Annotated in this window: 25 protein-coding genes, 1 tRNA gene and 1 pseudogene; 15 read left to right on the plus strand and 12 right to left on the minus strand. The window is 44.1% G+C overall.

Annotated features, from left to right (window positions below; all coding sequences use genetic code 11):
- Positions 1–32: 32 nt before the first annotated feature.
- Both pyrF and V7K56_RS32995 read left to right on the plus strand, forming a co-directional pair.
- Complete coding sequence (gene pyrF / locus V7K56_RS32990; RefSeq protein ID WP_334917701.1) at positions 33–749, plus strand: orotidine-5'-phosphate decarboxylase; 717 nt, start codon at positions 33–35, stop codon at positions 747–749.
- Entirely contained in the window at positions 746–1,426 is a 681-nt protein-coding gene (locus V7K56_RS32995) for a hypothetical protein (RefSeq protein ID WP_334917703.1), read from the plus strand. The genes pyrF and V7K56_RS32995 overlap by 4 nt, the downstream gene beginning before the upstream one ends.
- A 48-nt stretch (positions 1,427–1,474) precedes the next feature.
- Here the strand turns inward: V7K56_RS32995 and V7K56_RS37350 are convergent.
- Positions 1,475–1,675, minus strand: a pseudogene (locus V7K56_RS37350) (transposase); the annotation flags it as partial.
- Between the two features lie 171 nt (positions 1,676–1,846).
- Positions 1,847–5,512: an NB-ARC domain-containing protein gene (locus V7K56_RS33000; RefSeq protein WP_334917704.1), complete on the minus strand. Its 3,666-nt coding sequence runs from the start codon at positions 5,510–5,512 to the stop codon at positions 1,847–1,849.
- A gap of 408 nt (positions 5,513–5,920) precedes the next feature.
- Between V7K56_RS33000 and V7K56_RS33005 the strand changes: the two genes are divergently transcribed.
- From V7K56_RS33005 to gmk, 4 genes are all read left to right on the plus strand, one after another.
- Positions 5,921–6,664 carry an SDR family oxidoreductase gene (locus tag V7K56_RS33005; RefSeq protein WP_334917706.1) on the plus strand — a complete coding sequence of 248 codons (744 nt, stop codon included), beginning with the start codon at positions 5,921–5,923 and terminating at the stop codon, positions 6,662–6,664.
- 130 nt (positions 6,665–6,794) lie between these two features.
- The gene (locus tag V7K56_RS33010) at positions 6,795–7,253 is read left to right on the plus strand and encodes a hypothetical protein (protein ID WP_334917708.1); all 459 of its coding nucleotides are present in this window, start codon (positions 6,795–6,797) and stop codon (positions 7,251–7,253) included.
- A gap of 795 nt (positions 7,254–8,048) precedes the next feature.
- A complete protein-coding gene (gene remA, locus V7K56_RS33015) occupies positions 8,049–8,315 on the plus strand; it encodes an extracellular matrix/biofilm regulator RemA (protein ID WP_073639751.1) in 267 nt (88 codons plus the stop codon).
- A gap of 166 nt (positions 8,316–8,481) precedes the next feature.
- A complete protein-coding gene (gene gmk, locus V7K56_RS33020; protein ID WP_334917749.1) occupies positions 8,482–9,093 on the plus strand; it encodes a guanylate kinase in 612 nt (203 codons plus the stop codon).
- 50 nt (positions 9,094–9,143) lie between these two features.
- Here the strand turns inward: gmk and V7K56_RS33025 are convergent, their stop codons facing one another.
- From V7K56_RS33025 to V7K56_RS33035, 3 genes are all read right to left on the minus strand, one after another.
- On the minus strand, positions 9,144–9,665 hold the full coding sequence (locus tag V7K56_RS33025) for a photosystem I reaction center protein subunit XI (protein WP_334917710.1): 522 nt from the start codon (positions 9,663–9,665) through the stop codon (positions 9,144–9,146).
- Positions 9,666–9,942: 277 nt separating this feature from the next.
- Positions 9,943–10,092, minus strand: a complete 150-nt coding sequence (gene psaJ, locus V7K56_RS33030; RefSeq protein ID WP_334917712.1) for a photosystem I reaction center subunit IX — start codon at positions 10,090–10,092, stop codon at positions 9,943–9,945.
- Positions 10,093–10,131: 39 nt separating this feature from the next.
- Positions 10,132–10,626, minus strand: coding sequence for a Photosystem I reaction center subunit III (locus V7K56_RS33035; RefSeq protein WP_334917714.1), 495 nt, complete (start codon positions 10,624–10,626; stop codon positions 10,132–10,134).
- Positions 10,627–10,935: 309 nt separating this feature from the next.
- Here V7K56_RS33035 and tsaD point away from each other — a divergent pair, with 309 nt between their 5' ends.
- Positions 10,936–11,985, plus strand: coding sequence for a tRNA (adenosine(37)-N6)-threonylcarbamoyltransferase complex transferase subunit TsaD (tsaD, locus tag V7K56_RS33040; RefSeq protein ID WP_334917716.1), 1,050 nt, complete (start codon positions 10,936–10,938; stop codon positions 11,983–11,985).
- A gap of 110 nt (positions 11,986–12,095) precedes the next feature.
- On the opposite strand, the gene V7K56_RS33045 is transcribed toward tsaD, so the two are convergent.
- Both V7K56_RS33045 and V7K56_RS33050 read right to left on the minus strand, forming a co-directional pair.
- Entirely contained in the window at positions 12,096–13,013 is a 918-nt protein-coding gene (locus V7K56_RS33045; RefSeq protein WP_334917718.1) for an alpha/beta fold hydrolase, read from the minus strand.
- A gap of 108 nt (positions 13,014–13,121) precedes the next feature.
- Positions 13,122–13,841, minus strand: a complete 720-nt coding sequence (locus V7K56_RS33050; RefSeq protein WP_012410214.1) for a hypothetical protein — start codon at positions 13,839–13,841, stop codon at positions 13,122–13,124.
- A gap of 566 nt (positions 13,842–14,407) precedes the next feature.
- Here V7K56_RS33050 and V7K56_RS33055 point away from each other — a divergent pair.
- The 6 genes from V7K56_RS33055 to V7K56_RS33080 all read left to right on the plus strand — a co-directional run bounded on the left by V7K56_RS33055 (position 14,408) and on the right by V7K56_RS33080 (position 19,332).
- A complete protein-coding gene (locus tag V7K56_RS33055) occupies positions 14,408–14,959 on the plus strand; it encodes a GNAT family N-acetyltransferase (RefSeq protein ID WP_334845940.1) in 552 nt (183 codons plus the stop codon).
- Between the two features lie 300 nt (positions 14,960–15,259).
- Positions 15,260–15,333: transfer RNA gene (locus tag V7K56_RS33060), tRNA-Pro, on the plus strand.
- Positions 15,334–15,922: 589 nt separating this feature from the next.
- Positions 15,923–16,738 carry a Tic22 family protein gene (locus V7K56_RS33065; protein ID WP_334917720.1) on the plus strand — a complete coding sequence of 272 codons (816 nt, stop codon included), beginning with the start codon at positions 15,923–15,925 and terminating at the stop codon, positions 16,736–16,738.
- A 25-nt stretch (positions 16,739–16,763) separates the two neighbouring features.
- Positions 16,764–17,654: a peptide chain release factor N(5)-glutamine methyltransferase gene (gene prmC, locus V7K56_RS33070; RefSeq protein ID WP_334917722.1), complete on the plus strand. Its 891-nt coding sequence runs from the start codon at positions 16,764–16,766 to the stop codon at positions 17,652–17,654.
- A 58-nt stretch (positions 17,655–17,712) separates the two neighbouring features.
- Positions 17,713–18,321, plus strand: coding sequence for an L-threonylcarbamoyladenylate synthase (locus V7K56_RS33075; protein ID WP_334917751.1), 609 nt, complete (start codon positions 17,713–17,715; stop codon positions 18,319–18,321).
- Positions 18,322–18,417: 96 nt separating this feature from the next.
- Positions 18,418–19,332, plus strand: coding sequence for a sensor histidine kinase (locus V7K56_RS33080; RefSeq protein ID WP_334917724.1), 915 nt, complete (start codon positions 18,418–18,420; stop codon positions 19,330–19,332).
- Between the two features lie 64 nt (positions 19,333–19,396).
- Here the strand turns inward: V7K56_RS33080 and V7K56_RS33085 are convergent, their stop codons facing one another.
- The 5 genes from V7K56_RS33085 to V7K56_RS33105 form a co-directional block, all read right to left on the minus strand.
- Positions 19,397–19,891, minus strand: coding sequence for a GNAT family N-acetyltransferase (locus V7K56_RS33085; RefSeq protein WP_334917726.1), 495 nt, complete (start codon positions 19,889–19,891; stop codon positions 19,397–19,399).
- 373 nt (positions 19,892–20,264) lie between these two features.
- Entirely contained in the window at positions 20,265–20,678 is a 414-nt protein-coding gene (locus V7K56_RS33090) for a hypothetical protein (protein WP_334917728.1), read from the minus strand.
- 251 nt (positions 20,679–20,929) lie between these two features.
- Positions 20,930–21,907 (minus strand): protein translocase subunit SecF, encoded by a 978-nt coding sequence (gene secF, locus V7K56_RS33095; protein WP_334917730.1) that lies wholly within the window; start codon positions 21,905–21,907, stop codon positions 20,930–20,932.
- Positions 21,904–23,322: a protein translocase subunit SecD gene (secD, locus tag V7K56_RS33100; protein ID WP_334917753.1), complete on the minus strand. Its 1,419-nt coding sequence runs from the start codon at positions 23,320–23,322 to the stop codon at positions 21,904–21,906. The genes secF and secD overlap by 4 nt, the downstream gene beginning before the upstream one ends.
- A gap of 145 nt (positions 23,323–23,467) precedes the next feature.
- The gene (locus V7K56_RS33105) at positions 23,468–24,451 is read right to left on the minus strand and encodes an alpha-ketoacid dehydrogenase subunit beta (protein WP_334917732.1); all 984 of its coding nucleotides are present in this window, start codon (positions 24,449–24,451) and stop codon (positions 23,468–23,470) included.
- Between the two features lie 472 nt (positions 24,452–24,923).
- Here V7K56_RS33105 and V7K56_RS33110 point away from each other — a divergent pair, with 472 nt between their 5' ends.
- The gene (locus V7K56_RS33110) at positions 24,924–25,151 is read left to right on the plus strand and encodes a type II toxin-antitoxin system HicB family antitoxin (protein ID WP_334816955.1); all 228 of its coding nucleotides are present in this window, start codon (positions 24,924–24,926) and stop codon (positions 25,149–25,151) included.
- Between the two features lie 55 nt (positions 25,152–25,206).
- A complete protein-coding gene (locus V7K56_RS33115; protein ID WP_334917755.1) occupies positions 25,207–25,368 on the plus strand; it encodes a type II toxin-antitoxin system HicA family toxin in 162 nt (53 codons plus the stop codon).
- The last annotated feature ends 165 nt before the right edge of the window (positions 25,369–25,533 follow it).

The raw sequence follows: 25,533 nt of genomic DNA on the forward strand, positions 1-25,533 counted from the left end.
GTGAGAATGAAAAAACTAATGACAAATGACCAATGACCAATGACAAAATAATTGTGGCTTTGGATGTGCCAGATGAACAAAGTGCGATCGCTCTTATAGATCGGCTACCGCAAGTTAGTTTCTGGAAAGTTGGTTTAGAGTTGTTTACTAGCACTGGCCCGAAAATTCTGGAAGTGTTAAAGTCTCGGCAAAAGCGCATTTTCTTGGATTTAAAGTTTGATGATATTCCCAATACCGTTGCTGGTGCTTGCCGGAGTGCAGCTAGATACGGAGTGGATTTACTGACAATTCATGCTACTGCTGGTAGAGATGCCCTCAAAGCCGCAACTGAGGCGGCACAGGAAGGGGCTGCAAAAGCAGATGTACAGCCACCAAAGTTAATTGCTATTACCCTGTTAACGAGCATTTCTGCTCGGCAGTTGGCATTTGATTTAAAAATACCCCTAGAATTGCCAGAATATGCTCTAAAAATGGCACTGCTGGCTCAAGAATCTAGTTTGGATGGGGTAGTTTGTTCGCCTCAAGAAGTGGCACAGCTACGACAAACTTGTGGAAATGACTTTTTACTTGTTTGTCCGGGGGTTAGACCAACTTGGGCAGATAAAGGCGATCAAAAGCGATCGCTCACTCCAGTACAAGCCATTAAAGCTGGTGCAGATTATCTAGTGATTGGTCGTCCCATCACCGCTGCTACTGAGCCTGAGTTAGCCTGGAAGAGGATTTCTGAGGAGTTAATCACGGTGGCATGAAGCTAAGAGTCAGTGAGAAACTCAGAGTGCAGGGTGTAGGGGAGAACAATCTTGCCTCTTCGCTCAGTCAGAAAAATTATAGTTTCCTGTTTGCTTGTGGCTTCTGGGTTGTAGTTTCAAATAGCTTTACTTACCCTGCCTTCTCGATCAACCCTACCCCTAAACCCTCGGCGCTAGCAGAAAGGGAAAATGTCAACAGTGATGCCAGGTCTTTGTGCTCTGAGCAAAATTTAGAAACATTAACTATACAGCTACTGCAAAAATTACCTAGTTATACCAATCGTGCTAGTCAACGCGCTCGCCGCCTCAGTAGAAGCAGTCAGGTTTACAGTTATATGTTAGTGGCAGGAAGACCTGAATTTACTCCTCTGCCCCTTAACCTTGAAGAATATAGTGTAGATGCATCTAAAAGTGCTACATCAGGAGTTGAGCAAGTTTTCTTTACTACCTTGGAGCGGCAGTACATAGATCAGAAAGTTGTAGAATTGCAAGAATTTCACTGGCTGTTATTGACTAAAACTAAAAGTGGTTGGCAACTAGTGATGATGTTTTCTCAAACTGGTTCCCATTCACAACAGCAGCCACTATCTCCACCACGAGATAGTAGTAACGGTACTGTTGCCCAAGGGGTTAAAGCTTGGTTGCGCGATTGTGAAGCTGGAAGTTTACGTCAATAAAACCTAATTCCCAATCTTCGTAAATTAACGTGACGTGAGTTCGACGAACTAAAAAACAGCAGGAGGCAGAGCCGGCAAATCTTTGGAGTAAATATCAAGTGAGGGTCTTGTAGGCAAATATGTGTAAGCAACCAAGCCAGCCATCAAATTGACTAAAAAATTGAAAATACTACGATGTCTGGAGTGTTAGATAGAACACAGATTTTTGAGGTGGTCGTTAACCGACTCGATAACTGCACGTTTACGTAGAGCCATGAAATGCAATCGTGATTGTCATTACCTCACTACAAATTTTTGGCTAAAAGGGAGGGCTAATTTGCAAAAAGACAACAAAAACCCCACAATAAAGGAAGCGGCAGCCGTCGGGTGCTTCCTTTTTCAGTAAACTTTGATATGAGAGGTCAAGTCAGTAATTCCCCTTTAACATTCCATCGCTCCCAATGTTCTCAGCGTGGCTTGCTGTGCGGCTGTTAATCCTTGAGCGCCTCGAATATTCATGCCTTCGTACAGACGATCAACTCTCAGCGTTTTGAAGCAATCTCCTGTTGTCAAATTCCACAGCTTAATGGTTTCATCCTGACTACCACTGATCAAAATCGGATTTGCACCGGATGGCAGGCTAATGTCAACTGGACTAAACTGAACAGAACAGACCCGACTGGCGTGCCCTTGCAGTACTTTCTGGCAGGTACCGTCTCGGACATCCCATAGCCGGATAGTTTGATCGTCACTGCCACTGGCTAGGATACGACCATTGGGGCTGAAGGCAACGGAGCGAACACCATTGGTATGGTCGTGTAACATTGTCAAGCACGTTCCGTCTTGCACATGCCAAAATCGAACTGAGCAGTCAAGGCTACTCGTCGCTAGAGTCTGACCATCGGGGTTGAAGGCAACGGACAAAACCCAACCCGTGTGTCCTTGCAGTGTTCTGAGACAGGAACCATCTCGCACATCCCATAGCCGTACAGTTCGATCATTGCTGCCACTCGCAAGGGTGTGTCCATCGGGGCTAAACGCGACTGCCCAAACCCAACCCGTATGTCCCTGTAGGGTTCTGAGGTAGGTGCCATCTCGTACATCCCATAGCCGTACAGTTTGATCATTGCTGCCACTTGCAAGAATGTGTTCATTGGGACTAAACGCAACGGATAAAACCCAACCCGTATGTCCTTGTAGGGTTCTGAGGCAGGTACCATTTCGCACATCCCATAGCCGCACGGTTTGATCGTTGCTCCCACTCGCAACCATTTGAGCATTTGGGTGAGATGCCACTGCCCAGATCCAACTTGTGTGTCCTGGCAAATCCTTAAAGCAAGTTTCTTGCTGCACATCCCATAGCCGCACGAGAGCATCATAACTGCCACTGGCAAAAGTGGAGCCATCCGGACTAAAGCTGACTGAAGTGACCCCACTGGTTTGCCCCTGAAACGTCTTGAGGCAGGTGCCATCCTGGACATCCCACAATCGAGCTGAACGGTCTGCACTGCCACTCGCGAGGGTTTGACCATCCGGATTGAAGGCAACTTCCCAAACACAACTGCTGTGACCTTGCAGCAGTTTGAAGCACGTTCCATCCTGCACACTCCACAACCGCACTGAGGCATCCTCACTACCACTGGCAAGCATTTGACCATTGGGACTGAAGCTGAGTGAGGTGACCCAACCTGTATGCCCTTGCAGTATTTGGCGGCAGGTGCCTGTCTTTACCTCCCATAGTCGAATGGTGCAATCGTCACTACCGCTGGCGAGGGTTTGACCATCGGGGCTGAAGGCAACTGTCCTCACCCAACGGGTATGTCCTTGGAAAGTTTTGAGGTAGGTTCTGTGAGCAACACTCCACAATCGAATTGAAGAGTCTTCGCTGGCACTCGCCAGAATCTGTCCATTGGGACTAAAGCGGACTGAAGTAACCCCACCCGTGTGACCTTGTAAAACCGTCAGGCAGGTGCTATCATGTGCATTCCAGAGCCGAATCGTTTGGTCATCACTGCCACTCGCCAGCATTTGACCATCGGGGCTGAACGCGATCGTCCAAACCCGGCTGAGATGACCCTGCAGTGTTTTGAGACAGGTGACTGGGAGATGGCCCGAATCACTCGCTTCAGCCAGGTTTGCAGGATTGGACTGCTCAAAATCGGTGTTTTGCACATCCCACAACCGAATCAACGAGTCATGACTGCAACTGGCTAGAGTTTTTCCGTCGGGACTGAAGGTGACTGCCCAGATCCAACCCGTATGTCCTTGCAATGTCAAAATCTGTTGACCATTGATCGCTCGCCACAGGCAAATCTTACCGTCCAAATCGCCGATTGCCAGCAAACTACCATCTGGGTTAAAGCTGACTGACATAACGCTACTTAAGGTCTCTGCAAACACAGATGTGGCTAAATTAGCGTTGCGAAAATTAACCCCTGCCAGGTTGACCTGCCGTAAGTCGGCTTGCCATACGGTTAGTTCTGACAAATCACAGCCTCGTAAATTACTTTGCAGATGCACCAGCAGGTTGAGGAGATTACCAGCAAGATAGTTGGGCTGAGGTGCTTGTTGTTGTTGCTGCTCCAACATGGTTTTCAACTGCTGTTCAAGGGCTTGTGAATTGCCAAACCGGAGCAGCAATTGTTCAGAGATTGGCTCAACAATCAACCGCTTCTGCATCTCTCGAACATAGTCTTTTGCCTGGGCTTTGAGCAGTGCATGGGTTATGAGGCGCTCTGGCGTTTGGCTGGCAATTTCCCCAGAAAGACACTGCACAAACTGATCGGTCGCATACTCCAGTACCACAGGCTGGAGAAAGAACTGCTCACCCTCCTTTTCAATCAGCGATCGCCGCAACAACGACTGAATCGCGTCCGGTAATCTGCGCTTGGAAGCCTTGGTTGCAAGATCCCCACTCAACTCGAAAAGCGAGACTGGTTCCCGATTAATTGCTAACCAAAAGAGCATTTCTTGCTCAACTTCTGACAAGCGATCAAACTGGTGCTGGAGCAAGTCTCGAATATCCTCAAAGACCGCTAACCCCTGCTGCACATAGTTCAATATTTCAGCAATCCTGCCACTAAAGAGGTCTTGGGTTGTGGCTGCCAGCATCTTCAGCGCCAAGGGGTTGCCGCTGTAATGGGTAACTAATCTCTCCCATTCTGAATCTGTCCCCACAAATGCCCCTTTATAGAAAAATAGTTCTCGTCCGGCTTCTGAGTTCAGTCCTTTCAGCAGGAGTGTTCTTACTGATTGCTGCTTCCCTTCCAAAGGCACAATCTCTCTAGGCTTTTCGCGACTGGTGAGCAGCAAGCAACTCTGATGGGGTACTCCCCCAATCTCTTTGAATAGCTGACCATAGCCCTCATAGCCTGCTCGATACTGTGCAGGTTGCCCTGCACTCAGGATCGTCTCGACATTGTCCAGGATCAGCAAACAACGCTTTTGACGCAACCCCTCTATCAGCTTTAGCAGCCTCCCATCCAGGGTACTCGCAAGCGCGATGTCCTCTCCCTGTGCCCGCAATAGAATAGGCAACACCGTCTCTAACCACTCTTCAAACGGTGGGGCATTTTGCAGCGATCGCCACACCACCACCTCAAACTCAGTTTGAATTTGCTGCACTAGTTTGGCGGCTAAGGTGCTTTTGCCGATCCCACCAATCCCCAGCAGCAGCACGAGGCGGCACTGTTCTTCTAGCACCCACTGTTTAAGACACAACAGTTCTTCACTACGTCCGCAAAAGGTCGAGGTATCAATGGCACTCCCCCAATCTGGCGGCTTTGCTTGGGCATTCGGTTTCTCAACTGCTAGAGCCTGGGTTTGGGTAGCACTAATCAGCGACTGATGCCACTGATGTTCTAACGCCGCTCGAAAGTTAGTTTTACTGACGTGCTCCCCGAAGGCTTGCCCCAGTAGGCTCCAGAGTTTGGGACCAACGTTGCGCTTGATATAGCTGAGCGAGTAGCCAGATACCTCAGCAATTTGCTCGTAGGTCAGCTCTTGCAAGGCTCCCAGTAGAATGGTGGTTTCTACTTCATTGAGCCGTCTACCCACTTTGGCAAAGACTACGGAATTAGCAACTTGCAAGGCGTGCTCTAAATCCATTGTCTTTTACTCCATTAACGGTAGTGACTTGATTTTATCTGAGGCAAGGTGAACTTTTCATTTCGAGTATGACCAGGCTAGAACTGACGCAAGCAAGAGAATACAGCCAATTAAAGCAAAATTGATGACGAAAAAGTTCACCTATCCTTAAGTATTCAGACTCATCAAATTGACTTCAAAGTAGTGAATTTATAGGTAACGACAAACTCAAAAAACCCCCCTACTGTAGTGATATCAGGTTCAAAGGCGCAAAAAAAAGGAATTAGCAAACCACTAACTCCTAACCGCTTAACAACCTTCACAATTTCCCGATTTCTAGCAGTCATCCAGCCTTATGACCCCAACCCAGACAACAGGCTAAGTTTCTGCTGCAACGGATTCACTCAAAACAACAAACAGAGGTTCGGTATGAAGATAGTAGTTATTGGTGGCAGCGGGCTGATCGGAAAAAAGCTCGTGAACAATCTTCGTCAGCTTGGTCATGAGGTCGTGGCGGCATCACCCTCATCGGGCGTCAATACCATCACGGGTGAGGGACTGGCAGAAGCGCTGGCGGGCGCTCAGGTTGTTGTCGATGTAGCGAACTCGCCTTCGTTCGAGGACAAGGCAGCGCTGGAATTCTTCGAGACATCAGGTCGTAATCTCCTTGCTGCAGAAGCAGCTGCTGGCGTGGGACATCACATTGCGCTGTCGGTTGTCGGCACTGATCGCCTGCTCGAGGGTGGCTACTTCCGCGCGAAAATGGCCCAAGAGAATCTAATCAAGTCCTCCAAGATTCCCTATACGATCCTCCGCGCAACGCAGTTCTTCGAGTTCCTGAGCGGCATCGCCAAATTGAGCACCGACGGGCAAACAGTTTGCTTGTCACCTGCCCTTGTGCAGCCCGTCGCGGCGGATGACGTTGCCGCCGCACTGACCGACATTACAGTCGGGGCACCAGTAAACGGTACGGTGGAGGTGGCCGGTCCCGAAAAGTTCCGTCTCGACGAACTTATTCGACGATTCTTGAGCGCAAACCAGGACGCACGCAAAGTGATCACAGACATCCATGCACGCTATTCCGGCGTAGAGCTAAACGATCGATCCCTCACCCCTGGCGACAAGCCGCGCATTGGCTCGACGAATTTCGATCTGTGGCTCGCGCCAACGTAACGTGGCATAGCCCACACTCGTTCATTTCATGACTCTTTAACGTTTGCTTCCTGCCCGTTGTGACGAAGATGATGGGCGGGAGGCAGCCTAAGAGCCTTGACCCATTTCCTGCATTACAAGGCAATAAATCATGAAAACAACTGCAAGTACTCGGACTATTTTGGTTGTGGGATTCATACTGACAGCGCTCAACGGCTTCTTCCTGTTTGGCAACGGATTGTTTATGCTCGTCGCTCCAACGACGTGGTACTACTTCGTCCCTGGCGTGACCGACACTGGTTCCTTTAACCAGCACTTCATCCGCGATATTGGGATGATTCAGATGTTCCTCGGTGCCGCTTTCGGCATCGGGATGATTCAACCGGCGCGCCGCTTTGATTTGTGGGCTGCTGCAACGTCATGGCTGATCGCCCATGCCAGTTTCCATGTATGGGAAGTTGCAGTCGGTATCTCCTCTCCAGCAGCCATTCCACGCGACTTTCTTGGTGTCACTCTCCCGGCTTTGATTGGTGTTGTGCTTACGGCGTGGGCTTGGCGCACTAGTCCACACTCAGCACCTCCTGATCTGATCGCCAGAAATCCTTCGTGATTTAACGTGAGTTCGACAGAACTAAAAAAGAGCAGGAGGCAGCGCTGGTAGGTCTTTAGGGTGAATATCAATAGGGTTACATCTAGGCGAGATACAATTGTGGACATAACTCAGACACCCTTGAATTTTTCTTCTTATTCCAGTCTCAGCTTTTTTTTGCTCCTTTTTCAACCTGTCGAACTCACGTTAAATTATAAAAATATTAAGTAATGTCTAAAAACACTTACTCAAATTATTTATAAATAGGATTATCACTTGTGGTTAGAAACTACATTGAAATAATTGCTATAACGAGATTTAGAACATCTTAATTATGATCATTTGATTGAGGAGATTGAAAGATTGGATAATGAACAATAATACAAGTTTGAAACTTATTTACTTCCTTTGAAATGCTCTGGCGCGGTATAGTCCCTTGTTAAAAATAAGCTAACTTTTTACAGCACGGCGTAAATAAACTACCCATTTTAAATCAGTAAAATGCTTACGCTGTATTCATTTAGAATTTTGTTCGCAAGTCCGTAAACGTCATTGTGAATTTTGAATTCGCCTCTTGCGGTACTAGTTATTTTCATAGAATATACATCATCTAATTAGCTCGTATTAGTATGATTTTGCCTGTATCTTTAGGAATATTTTTAGAAAAAATAGCTAATAAATAGCTAAAAGAAGCAGAGATTATTTAAAAATGCAAATTGGCTTGGATTTAAGCGTTGTAACTCTCTTTTTTGGCGATAACATGGAAAGAAGTTTATTTCAAACTTTATCAAACCGCGTTTATCGTCAATTTTTTTTATGGATATTCAGTTAATCAACATCGGCTTTGGTAACATCGTGTCTGCCAACCGAGTAGTTGCCATTGTCAGTCCAGAGTCTGCCCCGATTAAGCGGATTATTACCGATGCACGGGATAGAGGTCAACTGATTGATGCAACTTACGGTCGTCGCACTAGAGCTGTAATTATCACCGATTCCAGCCACGTAATTCTGTCAGCAATTCAGCCGGAAACGGTAGCAAATCGCTTTGTAATTTCTCGCGATCATCAAACTGTAGATAATTGACTAGCAGTGGATTTTTCCCACTCCTCTTTGTACCGGATCGGTAGTACCATGTGAATTAGACAAATTTTATGTCACTCTTGCTACAAATTCTTTAGTCACTAGTGGACTAGATCAAGAACACAAGACTAATGAATAATATGTATTGATTGATTCACAGGTTGAAGGGATGATGCCAGTTTTACCCATCCACAGTAGTGCGACTACCGAAGAATGCTTACATTTAGGCAGGTTAATTGTTTTAACTGGCCCCAGTGGGGTCGGTAAAGGCACTTTAATGCGATCGCTCCTAGAGCGTCATCCAAAACTCTATTATTCTGTATCTGTAACAACTCGTTCTCCCCGTCCAGGGGAAATCGAGGGCAAAAGTTATTACTTCATCAGCCACAGTAAGTTTGAACAATTAGTTGCTGAAGGTAAATTATTAGAATGGGCAGAATTTGCTGGTAACTATTACGGCACTCCCCGTGAAGCTGTACTTAACCAAATTAATTCTGGTAAGTTGGTGGTGCTGGAAATTGAACTAGAAGGGGCAAGACAAATTCGTGCTTCCTTTCCCAGTAGCTTTAGCATTTTTATTTTACCGCCTTCCTTTGATGAATTAGAGAAACGAATACGCTCTCGTGCCCAAGACTCCCAAGAAGCGATCGCCCGCCGTCTACTTCGCGCCCAAGAAGAAATTCAAGCTGCAGATGAATTTGATATTCAAATCGTTAATGACGATTTTGAAACTGCTTTAAATGATATTGAAGCAGTTTTGTTTAAAGAAATTAAGAGTTAAGAGTTAGAAGTTATGAATTATTTAAACTCCTAACTCCTAACTCCTAGTGATTAACCGAATAGACCTTGAATTAGTGCCAAATTACTAGTCAAAAAGTAAGCAACTACTGCACCACCAATACCACCAATCAAGAAAGAACTGGCGAAGTTATTCCAGCTTTCTTTAGAGTTAAAAGCATCTGCTGGAAGCTTGGGTACGGTAACACTAGGAAGTGCTTTGGGTGGATTGCTATTGGCATACAGCGACAGAGCGCCTGTGAGAACTACAACCAGCCCGATAGCTCCTAGTAATCCAGCTAAATTAGCATCATTTGTGTCCCGCAGTGGACCCAATTTGGCAAAGGGGCCAAATAGCCAGTAACCATGAGCCATACCAACTTCCAAACCGCGTCTAGCAGGAGCCAGACCTGGGCGATAGGCAGGTAAATTATTAATGAACCACTTGCTAAAGGAAGAAGAATTAATCGGGGTCTCTAGGTTGCCTTGCTGTGGATCACCGTATGCGGGAAAAACAACTTCCCGATTTCTAGGATCGCTAGGAAGATTCTTTGATGCATCTACTGCTTGTGCCATATTTTATGTTCGCCTCTAAAATTAAAATGGTGGCATTTTTATATTAATAATAATTGTAGCTAAAGAAGCATTTTGTTTAATAAGTTTAGAAAAATTAATTTAGCTTGTTTTCAAACTGTGAAACTCGCGATCTGTCAACAGGATCACGAGTTTCAAAAAACTATTTTTGCTGTCTATTTTGGTGATAATTCTGCCTAACTAAGCTGAATACATCAACTACACAATATTAAGCAAAAAACAAGACATTGATTCAACTGTCCTAAATTCCATTTGACACTTATGGTAGTGGGTGGAAAAGTAAGTCGGGGAAAAAGCGGTTGAATTCAATCAAAATACCTGCTGTGATGAACAGCCAGATGGTAGTTGCTACGGGCGCTGTGGAAATGAATTTAATCAAATAAGATGATTGGTTGCCTTTGTCTGCCATGAATTTAGTCTCCAAAATGAATGAATTAATTAAACTGATTTAGCGTGGAGAAATGGGGATTTCTGCATCCTTGGCTGCTAATCTTGCAGAGAGCAATTCTTGGACTGCTGCTGCTGGCCAAGCAAAGCCTGAAATTATGATTGGTAGTGCCAAACCAAAATCGATTTGGATTTCTTTTAGTTCAGTGTCAGATTCCTTTTTAATTGCTTGCAGATAGGCACGACCTACCCAACCAATCCAACCAGTAATATATAGAAACAAAATGCTAGGGATCAAAAAGTCACCAGCATGATTTAGACTACCATCAACAATCAAGTGGGGGTATCCTTCAGGGCCGCACAGCTCCTGAGAATAACGCTCAAACCGCTTTTTCCCTGATTGAGGGTCAGCGGTGGTATTACGGGCATTAGCTGCTAGCTGTTGAAAAGCGGGATTGTCTTTGCACGGTGTCAAATTTGCCCCTAAAGCTTGTGCTGGGGGGGCAAAGTTAAACCAAAGACTAATCGCTAAAATCAAAGCAAACAATCGTCGCATAGAGTTGTTTCCTTTTATTACAAAACAAAAAGTTTCATGTACAAAACGAAGCGGCTTGTACAGTTGTTTATTTGCATAACTACGAAGTCATCATACTCTTGGGTGGGAACCGAGTAAAGTTTAAGTAAATAAAAGTTAAAGCTTCTCAACCAAAATTAGTGCTGAGTATTGAGTAACGAGTGCTGAGTATAAGAATTGTTGTTGTAGGGTAGTAAAGAAGCAAGATTTTCTCTCTACTATTCAGGACTCAGAACTCAGAACTCAGAACTTAGTACTCAGCACTCAGCACTCAGAAACTCAGCACCCTCAATGGCAACCGTTTTAGCAATAGAAACCAGTTGTGATGAAACAGCCGTCGCAATTGTTAACAATCGTAAAGTTTGCAGCAGTATTGTAGCCTCGCAAATTCCAGTCCATCAGCAGTATGGCGGGGTAGTACCAGAAGTAGCGTCTCGCCAGCACTTGGAAACAATCAATGAAGCGATCACCCAAGCCTTAGAGCAAGCCCAATTGAACTGGGGAAAAATCGACGCAATTGCCGCCACTTGTGCGCCTGGACTCGTAGGAGCACTATTAGTGGGGTTAACTGCTGCCAAAACCTTGGCAATGGTACACAACAAGCCATTTTTGGGAGTTCATCACCTCGAAGGTCACATTTACGCAACTTACTTGAGCGAATCAACTTTAAATCCCCCTTTCCTTAGCTTACTGGTTTCAGGCGGACATACAAGCTTGATTTATGTTAAAGATTGTGGTTTTTACGAAACCCTGGGACAAACCCGTGATGATGCTGCGGGTGAAGCCTTTGATAAAGTGGCGCGATTGTTAAAGCTGGGTTATCCCGGTGGGCCAGTGATTGACAAGTTGGCACAAGAAGGGAATCCTCAAGCCTTTGCTCTACCAGAAGGAAGAGTTTCTCTACCCGGTGGGGGGTTTCATCGTTATGATGCGAGTTTTAGTGGGTTAAAAACGGCTGTATTACGTTTAGTGCAGCAGTTAGAGAAAGATAGTAAACAAGTACCAGTGGCAGATGTAGCAGCTAGCTTTCAGGACGCGGTAGCGCGATCGCTAACCAAAAGAGCGATCGCCTGTGCCCTTGACTATGGTCTAGACACAATTGCCATTGGTGGCGGTGTAGCTGCAAACAGCGGCTTGAGAAAAAACCTCGAAGCCGCTGTGGTTAAACATAACCTACGTGTCTTATTTCCACCTCTAAAATTCTGTACCGATAACGCCGCCATGATTGGCTGTGCCGCTGCTGACCATCTATCCCGTGGTCATACATCTCCCCTGACACTAGGCGTTGAATCTAGGCTAGGGCTTACTCAGGTGATGAAGTTGTATCAACCTATTGAGTAGTCATTTGTCATTCGTCATTTGTAACTACCAATACCCAATGACGCCAGTTGCTTCAAGTCGGGCATTGCCCGCCCAACGCACTGGCTCCCCAATGCCCAATGCCCAATGCCCTATACCCTATAACTATTGACTATCGCTCGGATATGATCGGCCACTGCATCCGGCTGTTCTAACATAGCTAAATGTCCGCAATTAGGAATTTCCAGGACATTTTCACCACAATATTGAAAAAGTCTGTGAAAGCTAGCTAAATGGCGCACATACTTGGGTTCCATAACCTTGTCTTCTGCGCCAGCCAAAAAATAAACTGGCTGCTTTAATTGGGATACAAGCTTAGGTAAACGATTGATTTCTTCTTCAGTTGTAGAGTCTAACAGAGTTCCCAGAGCCGCTTCTGGATCAGCCACAACGAAATCTATTACCCGCTGACGTGCCCAATAGCGCTCCAAAGGGCGAGCCACACTAGCTCTAGTAAACAGCAAATCAATCAAAGGCACTTGGGAGAGCCAGCGCGGACGAACTTGCAAAAATTTCTGACCTGCCGAGCGAAACTGCTCAAAGGCTTCTTTGAGGTAAATACCACCACCAGCGTTGATACAGATAACTCCCTTAACACACTCAGGCATTTGATCTGCTCCCCAAAGAGCGATCGTCCCGCCTAATGAGTGACCAATTAGCCAAGCACTCGTAATATTTAGCTGTTTTAAAAGAGCTGCTAAATCCTGAGTATATGCAGCAGGAGTATAAAGAGAATCGAAAGATGAGTTAACCGTACTACTAGAGATGGGCATCAGACTCAAAGACGTTTGTGCTCGACTAAAATCGGTTTTTACCTGGGACTGGGATTCACCAAAACCCCGCAAATCATAGGACAAACACTGCAAATCATCTGATAGGCGGGAAATTACAGGTTGCCAATATCCACGGCTATTGAGCCAACCGTGGATAAATACTAAAGCATGGGGGCAGGAAGTGGGAGCCGTTAGCTCGTATGCGTGTAGAACGCCCAAGATTTCGATAGTTGCCATACTTATATCGTACCCTTAAGGACGGGTGCGACTAAATACCAAAGTGGAAAGAGTTAGAAGTTAGGAGTGAGGAATTTTTAGCTCATAACTCATAACTTCTCACTTTTTTTATTTACCCAGCAACCTCTGTCGCACTCCTTCAGCAATTTTGTGACCCAGATATTCAGGAATGAGGCTTTCATTCGGCCCTAACAAGTAGAGAATTAGCCGTGTACGTCCGCGCCAAACCAGTAAATTGGCATTGACTACCAAAAGGTCTTCCTGCCAGATAGCGTACATCACTTTGTAGAATAATCCTGGTTGATTATCAGCTTCAATCACTAGAGCAGGGAGATGAAATACCGGATCGACATAAAACTCAGTTTGTACCTGCTCTAAGCCAGTGTCAAGATTAAATTCTACTGCCAGCATCTCTTCTACCTCAAACCGACCTCCTAAAGCCTCGCGAATGGCGCGACAGACATTTTCTGCGGTTTTCTCGGTCAAGGCTTTACTACCACGAGATACCAACAGTTTGATAAAAACTAACATTGGCGGACGGATCTGACCATATAGACTCAGACCGTGGATAGTCAACCCATAAGCTGCTAGTACACCAAAAATATCGCTGAGGAGAAAAGACTGGTTGCGGTAAGCAAAATGCAGGGCACTTTTGCTACCTTCCGGTTTCAGTTCAATTACAGCGCGTCTAGTTTTATAGAGACGGTAGGCTAGCCGCAAATTTTGCAGTTGAATTTCACTACTGACGAATTGCTCATAAAACTGGGGAAACGCTCGGTTAAAGCGCTTTAGGAGTTCCAGTGTCGAAGATTTTAAACCAGAAGCCATTGTTAAGGGTAAAACTCGCTTGCTTTCGTCATCTGGGGGATGGGTGTTGGGGATTGCGGACTGAGGATTGGGGACTGAGGATAAGGGGACAAGGTTCGCCAGTCCCCCGTCTTGGCGGTCTCCGTCACGATGGGGGACTGGCGAACCCGAAGGGGGACAAGGGGGACAAGAGAAGAGTGTTCTCGATACCCAATGTCCAATGTCTCATGCCTCATGCCCAATCCCTTATATACAATACACTCCTAAGCTAACGTGCATTTAAGCTCTATACGAGCAATTGCCAGGATTAGGTTTTTGAATTTTGAATTTTGAATTTTGAATTTTGAATTTTGAATTAGTTATATCCTTCCCTTTTGGTGAATTTCTCCTAGCCTTTACAACAAAATGCTAAAGTTGAAAATGATTGGTGTGAAACACGCTCTAACTGGCTGTTACCATTGCAAATCCCTAAAACAAACGAAAAATTTTGAGTGTAAAGGATAGTAAATGGGGTAGCGATGTTAAAAGTGAATCAACACTCCTGAGAGTGGAAACCAATTCAGTTATACTACCCGAACCTCGTTGGCATGGGTTTTTGGAAAACTTGGTTTAGTACTCCTGAATCTGTAGGGACAACTAGGACAAACCTCTTTGAAGAGCATACAGCGGAAACTGCGGGCAACTCTAGCCCCAGTAGTATTAGCGAAGCTTCTTCAAAGGAGGCTCGGATCGTGTTCAGCACGGAACGAGATATTGACCTATATGAGCTAGAAGAACTCTGTGATGCAGTAGGTTGGTCGCGTCGTCCTCTAAGAAAAGTGAAAAAAGCTATTGAGCATAGTTTTCTCGTTGCCTCAATGTGGCAAGTAAGAGGAAACCAAAAGCGGCTCATTGGTTTTGCCCGTGCTACTTCAGATCATGCGTTTAATGCCACTATCTGGGATGTAGTAGTTCACCCGGATTTTCAAAGTCAAGGACTGGGTAAAGCGCTGATGAAATATGTTCTCAAAAAACTTAGGAGTGAAGAAATTAGTAATGTCACTCTCTTTGCCGACCCCCATGTTGTAGATTTCTACCGAACTATGGGGTTTATGGCAGATCCAGAAGGCATCAAAGGTATGTTCTGGTATCCTCATTAATGCTCAATCCAAATAAAACCCGATTCGCGCAATAAAATCAGGTATAGTAGTACAAATCTATTATTTTAATTTGGTTTGACAAGGTTTAGCCGACGAACGCACAAGTAATATCTCTTGTAAAACGAAGTCGGCAGACAAACCTTTATCAGTGTAATTATTTAATTTAGCTCGAATTTGTAGAAGATATAAATATATTAGGCATGAGAGGTGTTATGTGATATGATTGGCTTAACGCTTTTGTGAAGTACGATCGCTTTGATGGGAAACTAAAACCAAACCCAAAAAGTAGATTAAGTATAACGGGATGTAGCGCAGCTTGGTAGCGCGCCTGCTTTGGGAGCAGGATGCCGCAGGTTCAAATCCTGTCATCCCGATTTAACTAATCTAGTTAACAGTTAAGATAGTTAGCTAGGTTTGATTTGCTAAATCTGCAATTTAATTGGATATTTTTACGGAGAAGACTAATAGGGTGTTCTGCTGTTGAAGCCTAACAGGCAAATTTTGTCATTAGGTAGTAAGGTTATTTTTGACACTAAACTTTGTATAGATTTGAGAAGATATTAAATCAATCGCAGATGGAACGTTGATTAAGTAATAGCGTCAACCAATTTTAGATAAAGCCGATAAAATGGCATTTATTATCTCCAACGTTGGAGAGATCGAGAGACTTTTTGCTGTTTGAGAAGACATATAATAAGCATCTACGGCATTTCGCGGTCAATAGCGAAGCGAAACCTGGAAAAACACAACGTTAACACAGCCAATTTGTGAAAACGATACTATAGCAACTCTAAATAGTTAGGGAACATTGGATTTTGACCGTTGACGCTTAACACTCAACTTCAACGCGCACAATGAATTTTTCAAAACTAAAATGAATTGCTATATAACTAAAGCTAGTTGGTGCTGTGCAAATCCAACCATTTGTTTAATTTAATTGGACTATTGATGCGAGGAGCAGTCATGAAATCATTTATTCGCTTGGGCGCAACATTGGGTATAGCTGGCAGTGTATTTTTAGCAGGGCTTTCAGGAATAGGCAATATACCAGGAATGGGCAATCTAGAGGCGATCGCTTTACCACAAGATCAAGTCGTGAAAAAGCTCCAAGAAGTACCTGTATTCACGCTCACAAATCCTAAAGGCGAATTCGTAGTTCTTTCGAGAAACAATGCATCAAAGACGATCTCACAAGTAGGGTTTTTTATTAGCAAGCAAGATGCTCAAAGATTTCTTGACAATCGACTCAAAAAAGAAAATCCCCAGTTGGCAGGCACTCTACAGGTTAGACCTTTGTCCTTGGCAGACTACTATAAAATAGTCCAAGAAAGTAAAAAGAAATCAGATTCTGTAATTTATACTTTGGTTCCGACGCAACAGCAAGTAGCCTCGGCAACAAGTATGCTCAATCAAAATGGTAAAAAGGTAGAGCAATTCAATGGTATTCCCTTATTTGTACCCAAATTTAAGAAAGATAATAGCTATCTGACTATTCCCCTTGCTAAAGGTAATGAACGATACATTCCTTTCTTTTTTGAGAAAGAACAAGCAGTGGCTTTGTTAGACGAATTCAAAAAAGCCGTGCCAAAGGAAGCAAACAACACTGAAATTCAAGTGGTGGATTTGTACGGTGTTATGGAGGCTCTCAATAGCAGCACCGATCCTAGTATCAATAAAATTATTCTGTATCCATCACGCGAGTCGATCAATTTTATTCGCTCCCTTGTACCAAATCAATCACCAGCTGCCAAGCCAGCTGCCCCCGCTCCGAAAAAATAACGGATATGCGCTCCAAGGTTGAGGTATGGGGGAGAAACATTTAATAGTCTCTGGTTTACAACTTTGGCAGTGGCGGAATGTAGCTCTGAAAGCAGCGATCGCCACTGATGTCCCATCAATGGAGGTAGATTGGCTGCTTTTAGAAGTTGCTGGGTTAGACCGCTTGGCACTGCGTTTGGAGTCTTTTAAAAACTGGCCGCAAATCCAGCTGCAATTGCCGCTAGAAGAGTTAGAACATCTGTGGCAAAGGCGATTAAATGACCGCTTACCAGTGCAGTATATTGTGGGAGTTACACCCTGGCGTCAGTTTAAAATTGGGGTGTCTAATGCAGTTTTGATTCCTAGACCAGAGACAGAGTGTTTAATTGATTTAGCTTTAGCATCTGCTAGCAATGCCTCAGGACACTGGGCAGATTTGGGTACTGGGAGTGGAGCGATCGCCATCGGATTAGCAGATGTCTTGCCAAAAGCAACAATTCATGCAGTTGATTACAGTTTAGAAGCTCTGGCGATCGCCCAAGCCAACGCCGATAATTTGGGTCTTGCTAACCGCATACGATTTTATCAAGGTTCCTGGTGGGAGCCACTGGCATTCTTAAAAGGTCAGTTCAGTGGTATGGTGTCGAATCCTCCTTACATACCCACCAGCACCTTAGCTACTTTGCAACCAGAAGTAGTTAACCATGAACCGCATCTAGCTTTGGATGGTGGCGCTGATGGCTTAGATTGGATTCGCCATTTGATCGAAATCTCCCCCAGTTATTTGCAACCAGGTGGTGTGTGGCTAATTGAGATGATGGCAGGACAGGCAGATACAGTGCAAGAACTTTTGCAAAATCAAGGTAGCTATTATAAAATTCAAATTCACGCTGATTTAGCTGGAATTGAACGCTTTGCCCTTGCTTATAAAAGTTAAAAAATAGGGCATGGGGCATAGGGAATAGGAAAAATGTCCCATGCCAAACCCTATAAAAATGACACAAGTTTCTCTAACAAATTTAATAGCTGGCGCACGTGCTGGTCTTTTGGTGAGCTTTCCGACTGATACTGTTCCGGCACTTGCAGTAGTACCAGAAAAAGCAGGATTAATTTTTGCGGCGAAGCAACGTAGTCAAGACAAACCTTTGATTTTGATGGCTGCTAGTGCTAAAGATTTGTGGCTGTATGTTAAAGGTAGTGACGATGAGTATAAAGTTTGGCAAAAAGTAGCAGATAAATATTGGCCAGGAGGGCTGACATTAGTTTTACCATCTTCAGATCGCCTGCCCAAAGTCATGAATCCCATCGATCCAACAACAATTGGCATTCGAGTACCAAACAGTGCGATCGCTCAAACTATTTTGGCTCAAACAGGCCCTCTTGCCACCACTAGCGCCAATTTTTCTGGTCAGCCGCCTTTGCAAAAAATGGCAGAAATTGAGAATCAGTTTCCCAAGGTTCTGACTTTAGCAACGACAGAATACCAGGGTGAAATGTTGGGGATGGGTATACCTTCCACCGTTGTTAAATGGACAGGGATAAATTGGCAGATTTTGCGGCAAGGTGCAATTGAGTTAGATTTATCGAGTGATAACCAAGTATAGGTAGCTATAATGTTGTTTTCGTGTTTTAACAACAGAGAAATCTGAAACTTTAGTTTGCACTGTTGTACTTAATTAGCAAGTTAATAATTGCCAGATATGAATTGGAGCAACTGGATATATATAGGAGTAGGAATAGCACTAGGTATGGTTTTCCGTCAGTTATTTGGGCGCTCGTCAAATGTTTCATCTAGCTCATCCCCAGTAGCGCCATTAGCTGAACAGGATATGCCATCAATATCGCAACAGCTACAGCAAACGCAGCTGGCATACCTGATGGCCAGGGAGATGAGCCAGTTTAAAGCTGGTTTTTTGGCGCGGACTACTCATGAATTGCGATCGCCTTTTAATGGTTTGATTGGCTTACATCAATTAATTTTGTCAGATTTGTGTGAAAATCCAGCTGAAGAGCGAGAATTTATTGCCCAAGCTCACGAGCGAACGCTGAAGTTGCTGAAGCTAATGGATGAAATTCTCAATGTTGCTAGAACTGAACACGGCACCAATAAATTAGATATTCAGCCTAGACCCTTAGCCCAAATTTTAGATGAGGTTCATGACTTAACTTATATGTTGGCGGCAAATCGCAATTTTCCCTTACAGTTATTACCTGCCGACTCAGAAATTTATGTTTTGACAGATTACCTCTGGCTCCGCCAAGTATTGATAAGTTTAATAGACACTGCCATTACTCAGATGGAGGAAGGCAGTATTTATATTTCCAGTAGCACCCTACCTACAAACAATTTTGTAAACATTTGGCTAGATATCCCAACCCATGCTATGACCTGGAGTGAGCCGATTGATTTGCTCAAAATTGAAAATCAGTTGACTCAGATTAACCAAAAGAAGACTACTCTTTCCCCAGGAATGAGGCTGTTAATTAACCAGACTCTGCTGGAAGTTATGGGAGGAAAGTTAGAAATCTTGCCCTTGACCACTATGAAGGAACCACTTCAGCAGCTTACCAGACTACAAATCTCTATCCCCCTAGTAAGTAGTACTGAGTCCTAAGTAGTAGAGAGGAAATCTTGCTTCTTGACCACCCTACTGCTACAACAGTTCTTATACTCAGCACTCAGTACTCAGCACTCATTGCTCGGAACTGTTTCGGTGATTCCTGAAGCTGAACTTCTGTAGCAGCAAGGAAAGTACGGTTAGCTTGGTTATGTAGTACCATCGTAGTGGTAATGTTGGGTTGAAAACCAATCTTTTCGTAGAAACCCTGTTGGTAAGTAGTCATCAGAAAAACGCGCTCAACCGACCTCATGCGGGGATGTCTCAAAACAGTTTCTATTAAATTGCTTCCCAACCCATTATGTTGATACTCTGGATGAATTACAACATCCCAAATAGTGGCGCGATAGATGCCATCAGATGTTGCTCTTGCAAAACCAATGAGCCGATCGCGATCGCAAACAGAAATCACTGGCTCACTATTGGCAGTAGCTATACCTAAATCCTCAATACTGCGTCCCTTTGCCCAGAAAGCGGAAACGTTTAACAGTTCTTGGAGTTGGTAAAGGTCAATTTCAGACTTGCGATCGCTAAATTTAATCTGAAGATGGTTCATGTATGGCATCCACTTTTGGCAGTATCTTTGAGCAGACATTTGGTGAAATTAAATATGTATTATCCAGAAATCTTGTAGAGACGTAGCACTGCTAAGTCTCTACATTCTTTTTCAGTAGATGTCTATTCAGGAGGCAGAAGGCAGAAGGCAGGAGGAACCCAACCTTAAAGAGGTGGGATTGAAACAAGGACGTTTTATACCACTTTGCTGCAAGCAGTCTCGGTATAATTATTAGTTTAAACTGGGCTTTAAACCCTTTGCATTTGCAAGTTTTAATTAATACTCATTCCCTCCTGCCTCCTAACTCCTGCCTTTCTTTGTAAGGTTAAGTCATATTTTGCTATAAATTGCTGTACGTGTTGAGAAAGAAAATTTAATGACAAACCCACTTCCATAGAGGATGAGTTGCTCCCTGTTGACGTATCCGATAAACTTGTTTTTCTAAACGTTGTTTTTCTTGCGGTGGCAGTCCCAGTAGAATATTCCGACTTTGCCAAACTAAAACAGCAGCAGTCATCCCCAGACAAAAGGCGAGACCGAAGGTAGACAGTGGATGGTAGAATAATCCAAATTTCACTGCCACCCAGGTAAAATATTGTTGCCATAGAGCAATTTCTGCACGTAGACCCCACAAGGAGACAGGCGCAATGGTCAGCCATAAACAACCGACAAACAGCCACCTGCCATATACTGTCAACTGATGTAGTCTTTGTACTTGTTGAGCAAATGATGGGTCAGATTTCTCAAAATCTGGGACAGTATTTAATGGTTCTTCCGGTTGATCCATAGGGGAATAATACCAATTCAAAATTCAAAATGACGCTCTCTACGAGACGCTAAAAGCGTAGCTTGCAACTCTTACAGAGTACGCGGACTCGCTAACGCTGCGCTAACAAAATTCATGCATTAAGAAAGCCAGACAGAACAAAGGTATGTCCGTATGTATCTGTCGCATTCTTTTTTCAAATTGGTATAAGATTGCAAGGCGTGGGTGAGAATTCAAAATGCTTTCAACCAATTGTGTAAATATACACAAGTTTAACTATCCTGGGAGCTGGCAGATGTATCAATCGGCTCTGTGTTGTCTAGTATCTGGGATTGACTCCTGCGCTCTCGCCACCAAGCTAGGAGAGTACTGGCGATGAAAATACTTGAATATGCACCCATTGTAAATCCAATAATCAAGGCAAGGGCGAAGTTTCTTAGAGTTTCGCCGCCAAATAGGAATAGGGAAAATAATGTTAGCAAAACGGTTAACGTGGTATTAATCGATCGCGTTAAAGTTTGATTGGTTGCGTCATTAACAACTTTGTCAATGCGATCATTAGGATGTTGATTCAGTATTTCCCGAATGCGATCGTAGATGACCACGGTATCTGTTACTGAGAAACCAGTAATAGTCAAAATAGCAACCACAAAAAGGCTATCAACTTCAATACCTACTACTAATCCTAAGATGGAGAAAACACCCAGCGTAATCAAAACATCATGGAACAAGGCAAGAATTGCGATTACGGCATAGTCCAGCTGAAAACGCACACTTAAATAAATAACGATCCCAGCAAAGGAGACAACCAGAGCTAATAACCCTTGAGAAAATAGCTGACGACCAAGTGTTGGGCCAACGATGTCAATTTGAGTAGCTTTCGGGTTAAAGACTCCAATTTTTTCACTCAAAGCTGTTTGCAACTGGGTGCGTTGCTCGACATTTAATGTCTTTGTGCGAATGGATATTCCCTGTTGTTTTTGACCAACAACTTGGATGCTACTATTGTTTAGCTTCTCGGCGTCAACTACTTCCCTAACATCAGAAGTTTCAATCGGTTGAGTACAGCTGTTTGGTTGTGTACAATCGCGTTCAAATTGTAGTCGCGTACCACCAACGAAATCTAAACTGGGACGTAGTGGTGCGCCTAGTTGTTGCCAAGAAATCACCATCACCACGATGCTAACGATCATCAGGGTGGCAGAAATTGTCCACCAAAGTCTCCGACGTTTGATGACACTAAATTTCATGACTGTACCTCCGCACCAGACTTAATTGACGTTGAGAGATTGGGACAAAACAATTCTGGCTTACGCAAGTTGGGAAATCCCAATGTTAGGAACAGTAGTGTGCGACTACAAGTAATAGCAGTAAACAAATTCACCCCTAACCCTAGCGCCAATGTCAAAGCAAAGCCTTTAACTAAACCTGCTCCTAACCAAAACAGTGCTGCACAAGAAATTAATGATGTGACATGACTATCTAAAATGCTAGACCAAGCTCGGTAGAATCCTGATTCTACCGAACGGTATAAACTTTTACCACCACGTAGTTCTTCACGGGTGCGCTCAAAAATCAATACGTTAGCATCAACTGCCATACCAATACTGAGAATAAACCCAGCAATACCGGGGAGAGTTAATGTGACGCCTAGCAAAGCGAAGGTAGCATAGGTCAATAGCGCATAGATAATTAAAGAAAAGTCGGCAATTAATCCTGGTAGTCGGTAGTAAACTAACATGAAAATTAATACTAACAGTAATCCGCCAATACCAGCGTAAATACTGCGTTGAATACTATCTTTACCTAAACTTGCCCCGACGGTACGGTTTTCAACTATTTCTACTGGTACGGGTAATGCTCCACCGCGTAGTTGCACGCCTAAGTCATTGGCTTGTTGGGCGGTAAACCGTCCTGTAATCACAGCAGAGCCACCAGTAATACCAGTGGCGGCAAATTCTATACCTACAGTAGGAGCACTAATCACCTCATTGTCCAGAAAAACACCAATGCTACGTCCAGTACCAGCAAGATTTTTTGTCAAATTGGCAAACAGTTCACCACCCTTTTGGTCAAAGCGAATGGCAACATTCCAGTTGTTACCTTGAGTGGGTTCACCATAGGCATCCTTGAGGTATTTGCCAATGAGCGGTGGATTAGTACTTTCAAACAATTGTGCGATCACTTGATTATTTTTCTGTAAATCTTCTTGGTTCTTGACAATTGCCGCTTTGTCGGTACTCTTTCGCAACTCTTCTTGCTTGAATTTCAATTCGGCTCTTGATGCTTGAAAAGCAAGCAGTTGAGTTTCTGTATTCGGCTTTTGGGTACGAAATTCTAACTGCGCCGTACCCCCTAACACCCGTTCAGCTTGTTCTGGATCGTTGACTCCTGGTAGTTGCACCAAGATTTTATCTGAGCTGACTGTTTGGATCACTGGCTCAGAAACACCTAGACCATTAATCCGACCTTCGACAACTTTCTTTACACCTTCCAATTCTCGGTCGGTGATTTTGGGAATTTCTGCTGATGGTTTTACCTGAATTGTGAGCTGTGAACCTCCGCGCAAGTCCAGCCCAAGAGGTATCGGAATTGTAGCAATCACCGTAATAGCGGCGATTATCAGGACTAAAATCAAAATTAATAGCGATCGCTGTCTTTGCATACCATAACTCGCAACTGACAAACGCTATAATAGCGCTCTTTTGAGGAGTTATGAGTTAGGAGTTTGGGGATGGGGCATTGGGCATCGTTATTCTTCTCTTGCCCTTTTTGCCCCTCTGCCCCTCTGCCTTGTCAGTCTTCAGTCCCTAGACTCGCAACGCCATCATTTTTTCCACAGCTTCTACTATTTGCTCTGGTTGGATGATTGTCAGTCGTTCCAGATTGCCGTTGTAAGGTGTGGGGATATCTTGGGAAGAAAGTCGTAGTACTGGCGCATCTAATTCATCGAATAAGCGATCGTTTATTGAGGCGATGACTTCTGCTCCAATACCCGCAGTTCGCATCGATTCTTCCACAACAATGACTTTATGAGTTTTACGTATTGATGCACCAATGGTATCAAAATCTAATGGTTTGAGGGATATTAAATCGATAACTTCTGGATCATATCCTTGTTTTTCAAGAGTTTTTAGAGCTTGCACTACGTGATGGCGCATACGCGAATAAGTAATAATTGTTACGTCTTTACCAGGACGCACAATTTCTGCTTTATCTAAGGGGAGTAGGTATTCTTCTTCTGGTAAATCTTCTTTCAAGTTGTAAAGCAGAACGTGTTCAAAGAACAACACTGGATTATCATCGCGGATAGCAGATTTCAGTAGTCCTTTAGCGTTTCTTGGTGTGGAGCAGGCAACAATCTTCAACCCCGGCACAGCTTGAAAGTAGGTTTCTAGTCGCTGGGAATGTTCTGCGCCTAGCTGCCGTCCTACACCTCCAGGGCCACGAATTACCATCGGAATTTTAAAATTACCGCCAGAAGTATAGCGCAGCATCCCAGCGTTGTTGGATATTTGATTGAAGGCGAGCAGTAAAAAGCCCATGTTCATGCCTTCAATGATCGGACGCAACCCAGTCATTGCGGCTCCGACAGCCATCCCAGTAAAGCTATTTTCAGCGATAGGGGTGTCTAGAATGCGGAGTTCGCCATATTTTTGGTACAGGTCTTTGGTAACTTTATAGGAACCGCCGTAGTGCCCGACATCTTCACCGAGAACGAATACGCTGGAGTCACGCGCCATTTCTTCATCAATGGCTTCCCGTAAGGCGTTGAAGAATAGTGTTTCTGCCATTTAGACCTTTTAGTACGATTATGGTTTTAGAATTTTATCGTGCTGCTGTCCCAAATAAGGTGAGCGATCGCACTAGTTAGAGTTTAGGTTGTTTAAATAAACGGTCCCTAGCATAGAGTGACTGCCATAACTATATCAAAGCTATTTAACTTAGATTTTAGAGGTTTTATGAGCGATCGCTCCCTTTCTGGCAAATGCAGTTGATTTATCTATGTAATAAAACGTAGGACTATGTGTAAAATATACTTAAAAATTCCCAATTGAAAGATACTAACTTACTCCACTCACTCCATTCCCACTCTGGTAAACGAGGCAACCCTATATTATCCAAAAATCTAGCGATCGTTATCCCCATAATACCCACTCGAAAGAAAGGTTTTCGACAATATACTGTCCAAAGTTACGTAGGCTAACAAAAACCACAAGCATTGCAGTTACTATCAAGATTGATAGACCTACTGTACTAAAGACAATGAAGCAAACAACACAATTCACTGCTATCATTGAGCGCGAAAGGGATGGCTATGTATCCCTCTGTCCCGAACTCGATATCGCTAGCCAAGGTGACACAATTGAAGAAGCACGGAATAACCTAATTGAGGCATTAGAATTATTCTTTGAGACAGCAGATCCTTCTGAAATTCAGCAAAGGCTGCACACAGAAGTTTTTGTTACACGCTTAGAGGTAAATATTGGGTAAACTGCGTGTTTTTTCTGCTAGAGAAGTCTGCCGCATTCTAGAATAGAACGGCTTTATACAAGTGCGCCAGCGTGGTAGTCACATTATTATGCAGATGCAAACCGAAGACTCAACAATTACTGTTCCTGTCCCTAATTACGAAGAGTTACGCATCGGTACTTTGCGATCTATCATTCGTCAGTCAGGATTACCTCGTGTTTTATTTGAACTTACTTAAACTGAAAAAATCTTTTTAGCCTTATAGAACCCATTAGACATCTTAGGAAGGGACTGCAAGCCTTTTAATGATTAACCTGATGAAGCAGAGGTTGAGTTTGGCAGTGGCACCAGCGAGGGTTGGTTCAAAGTTCTTAACCAGAATTTGACAACGCTCCATCCAAGC

Origin of the sequence: Nostoc sp. (assembly GCF_036917535.1) — a bacterium.
Classification (GTDB): Bacteria; Cyanobacteriota; Cyanobacteriia; order Cyanobacteriales; family Nostocaceae; genus Nostoc.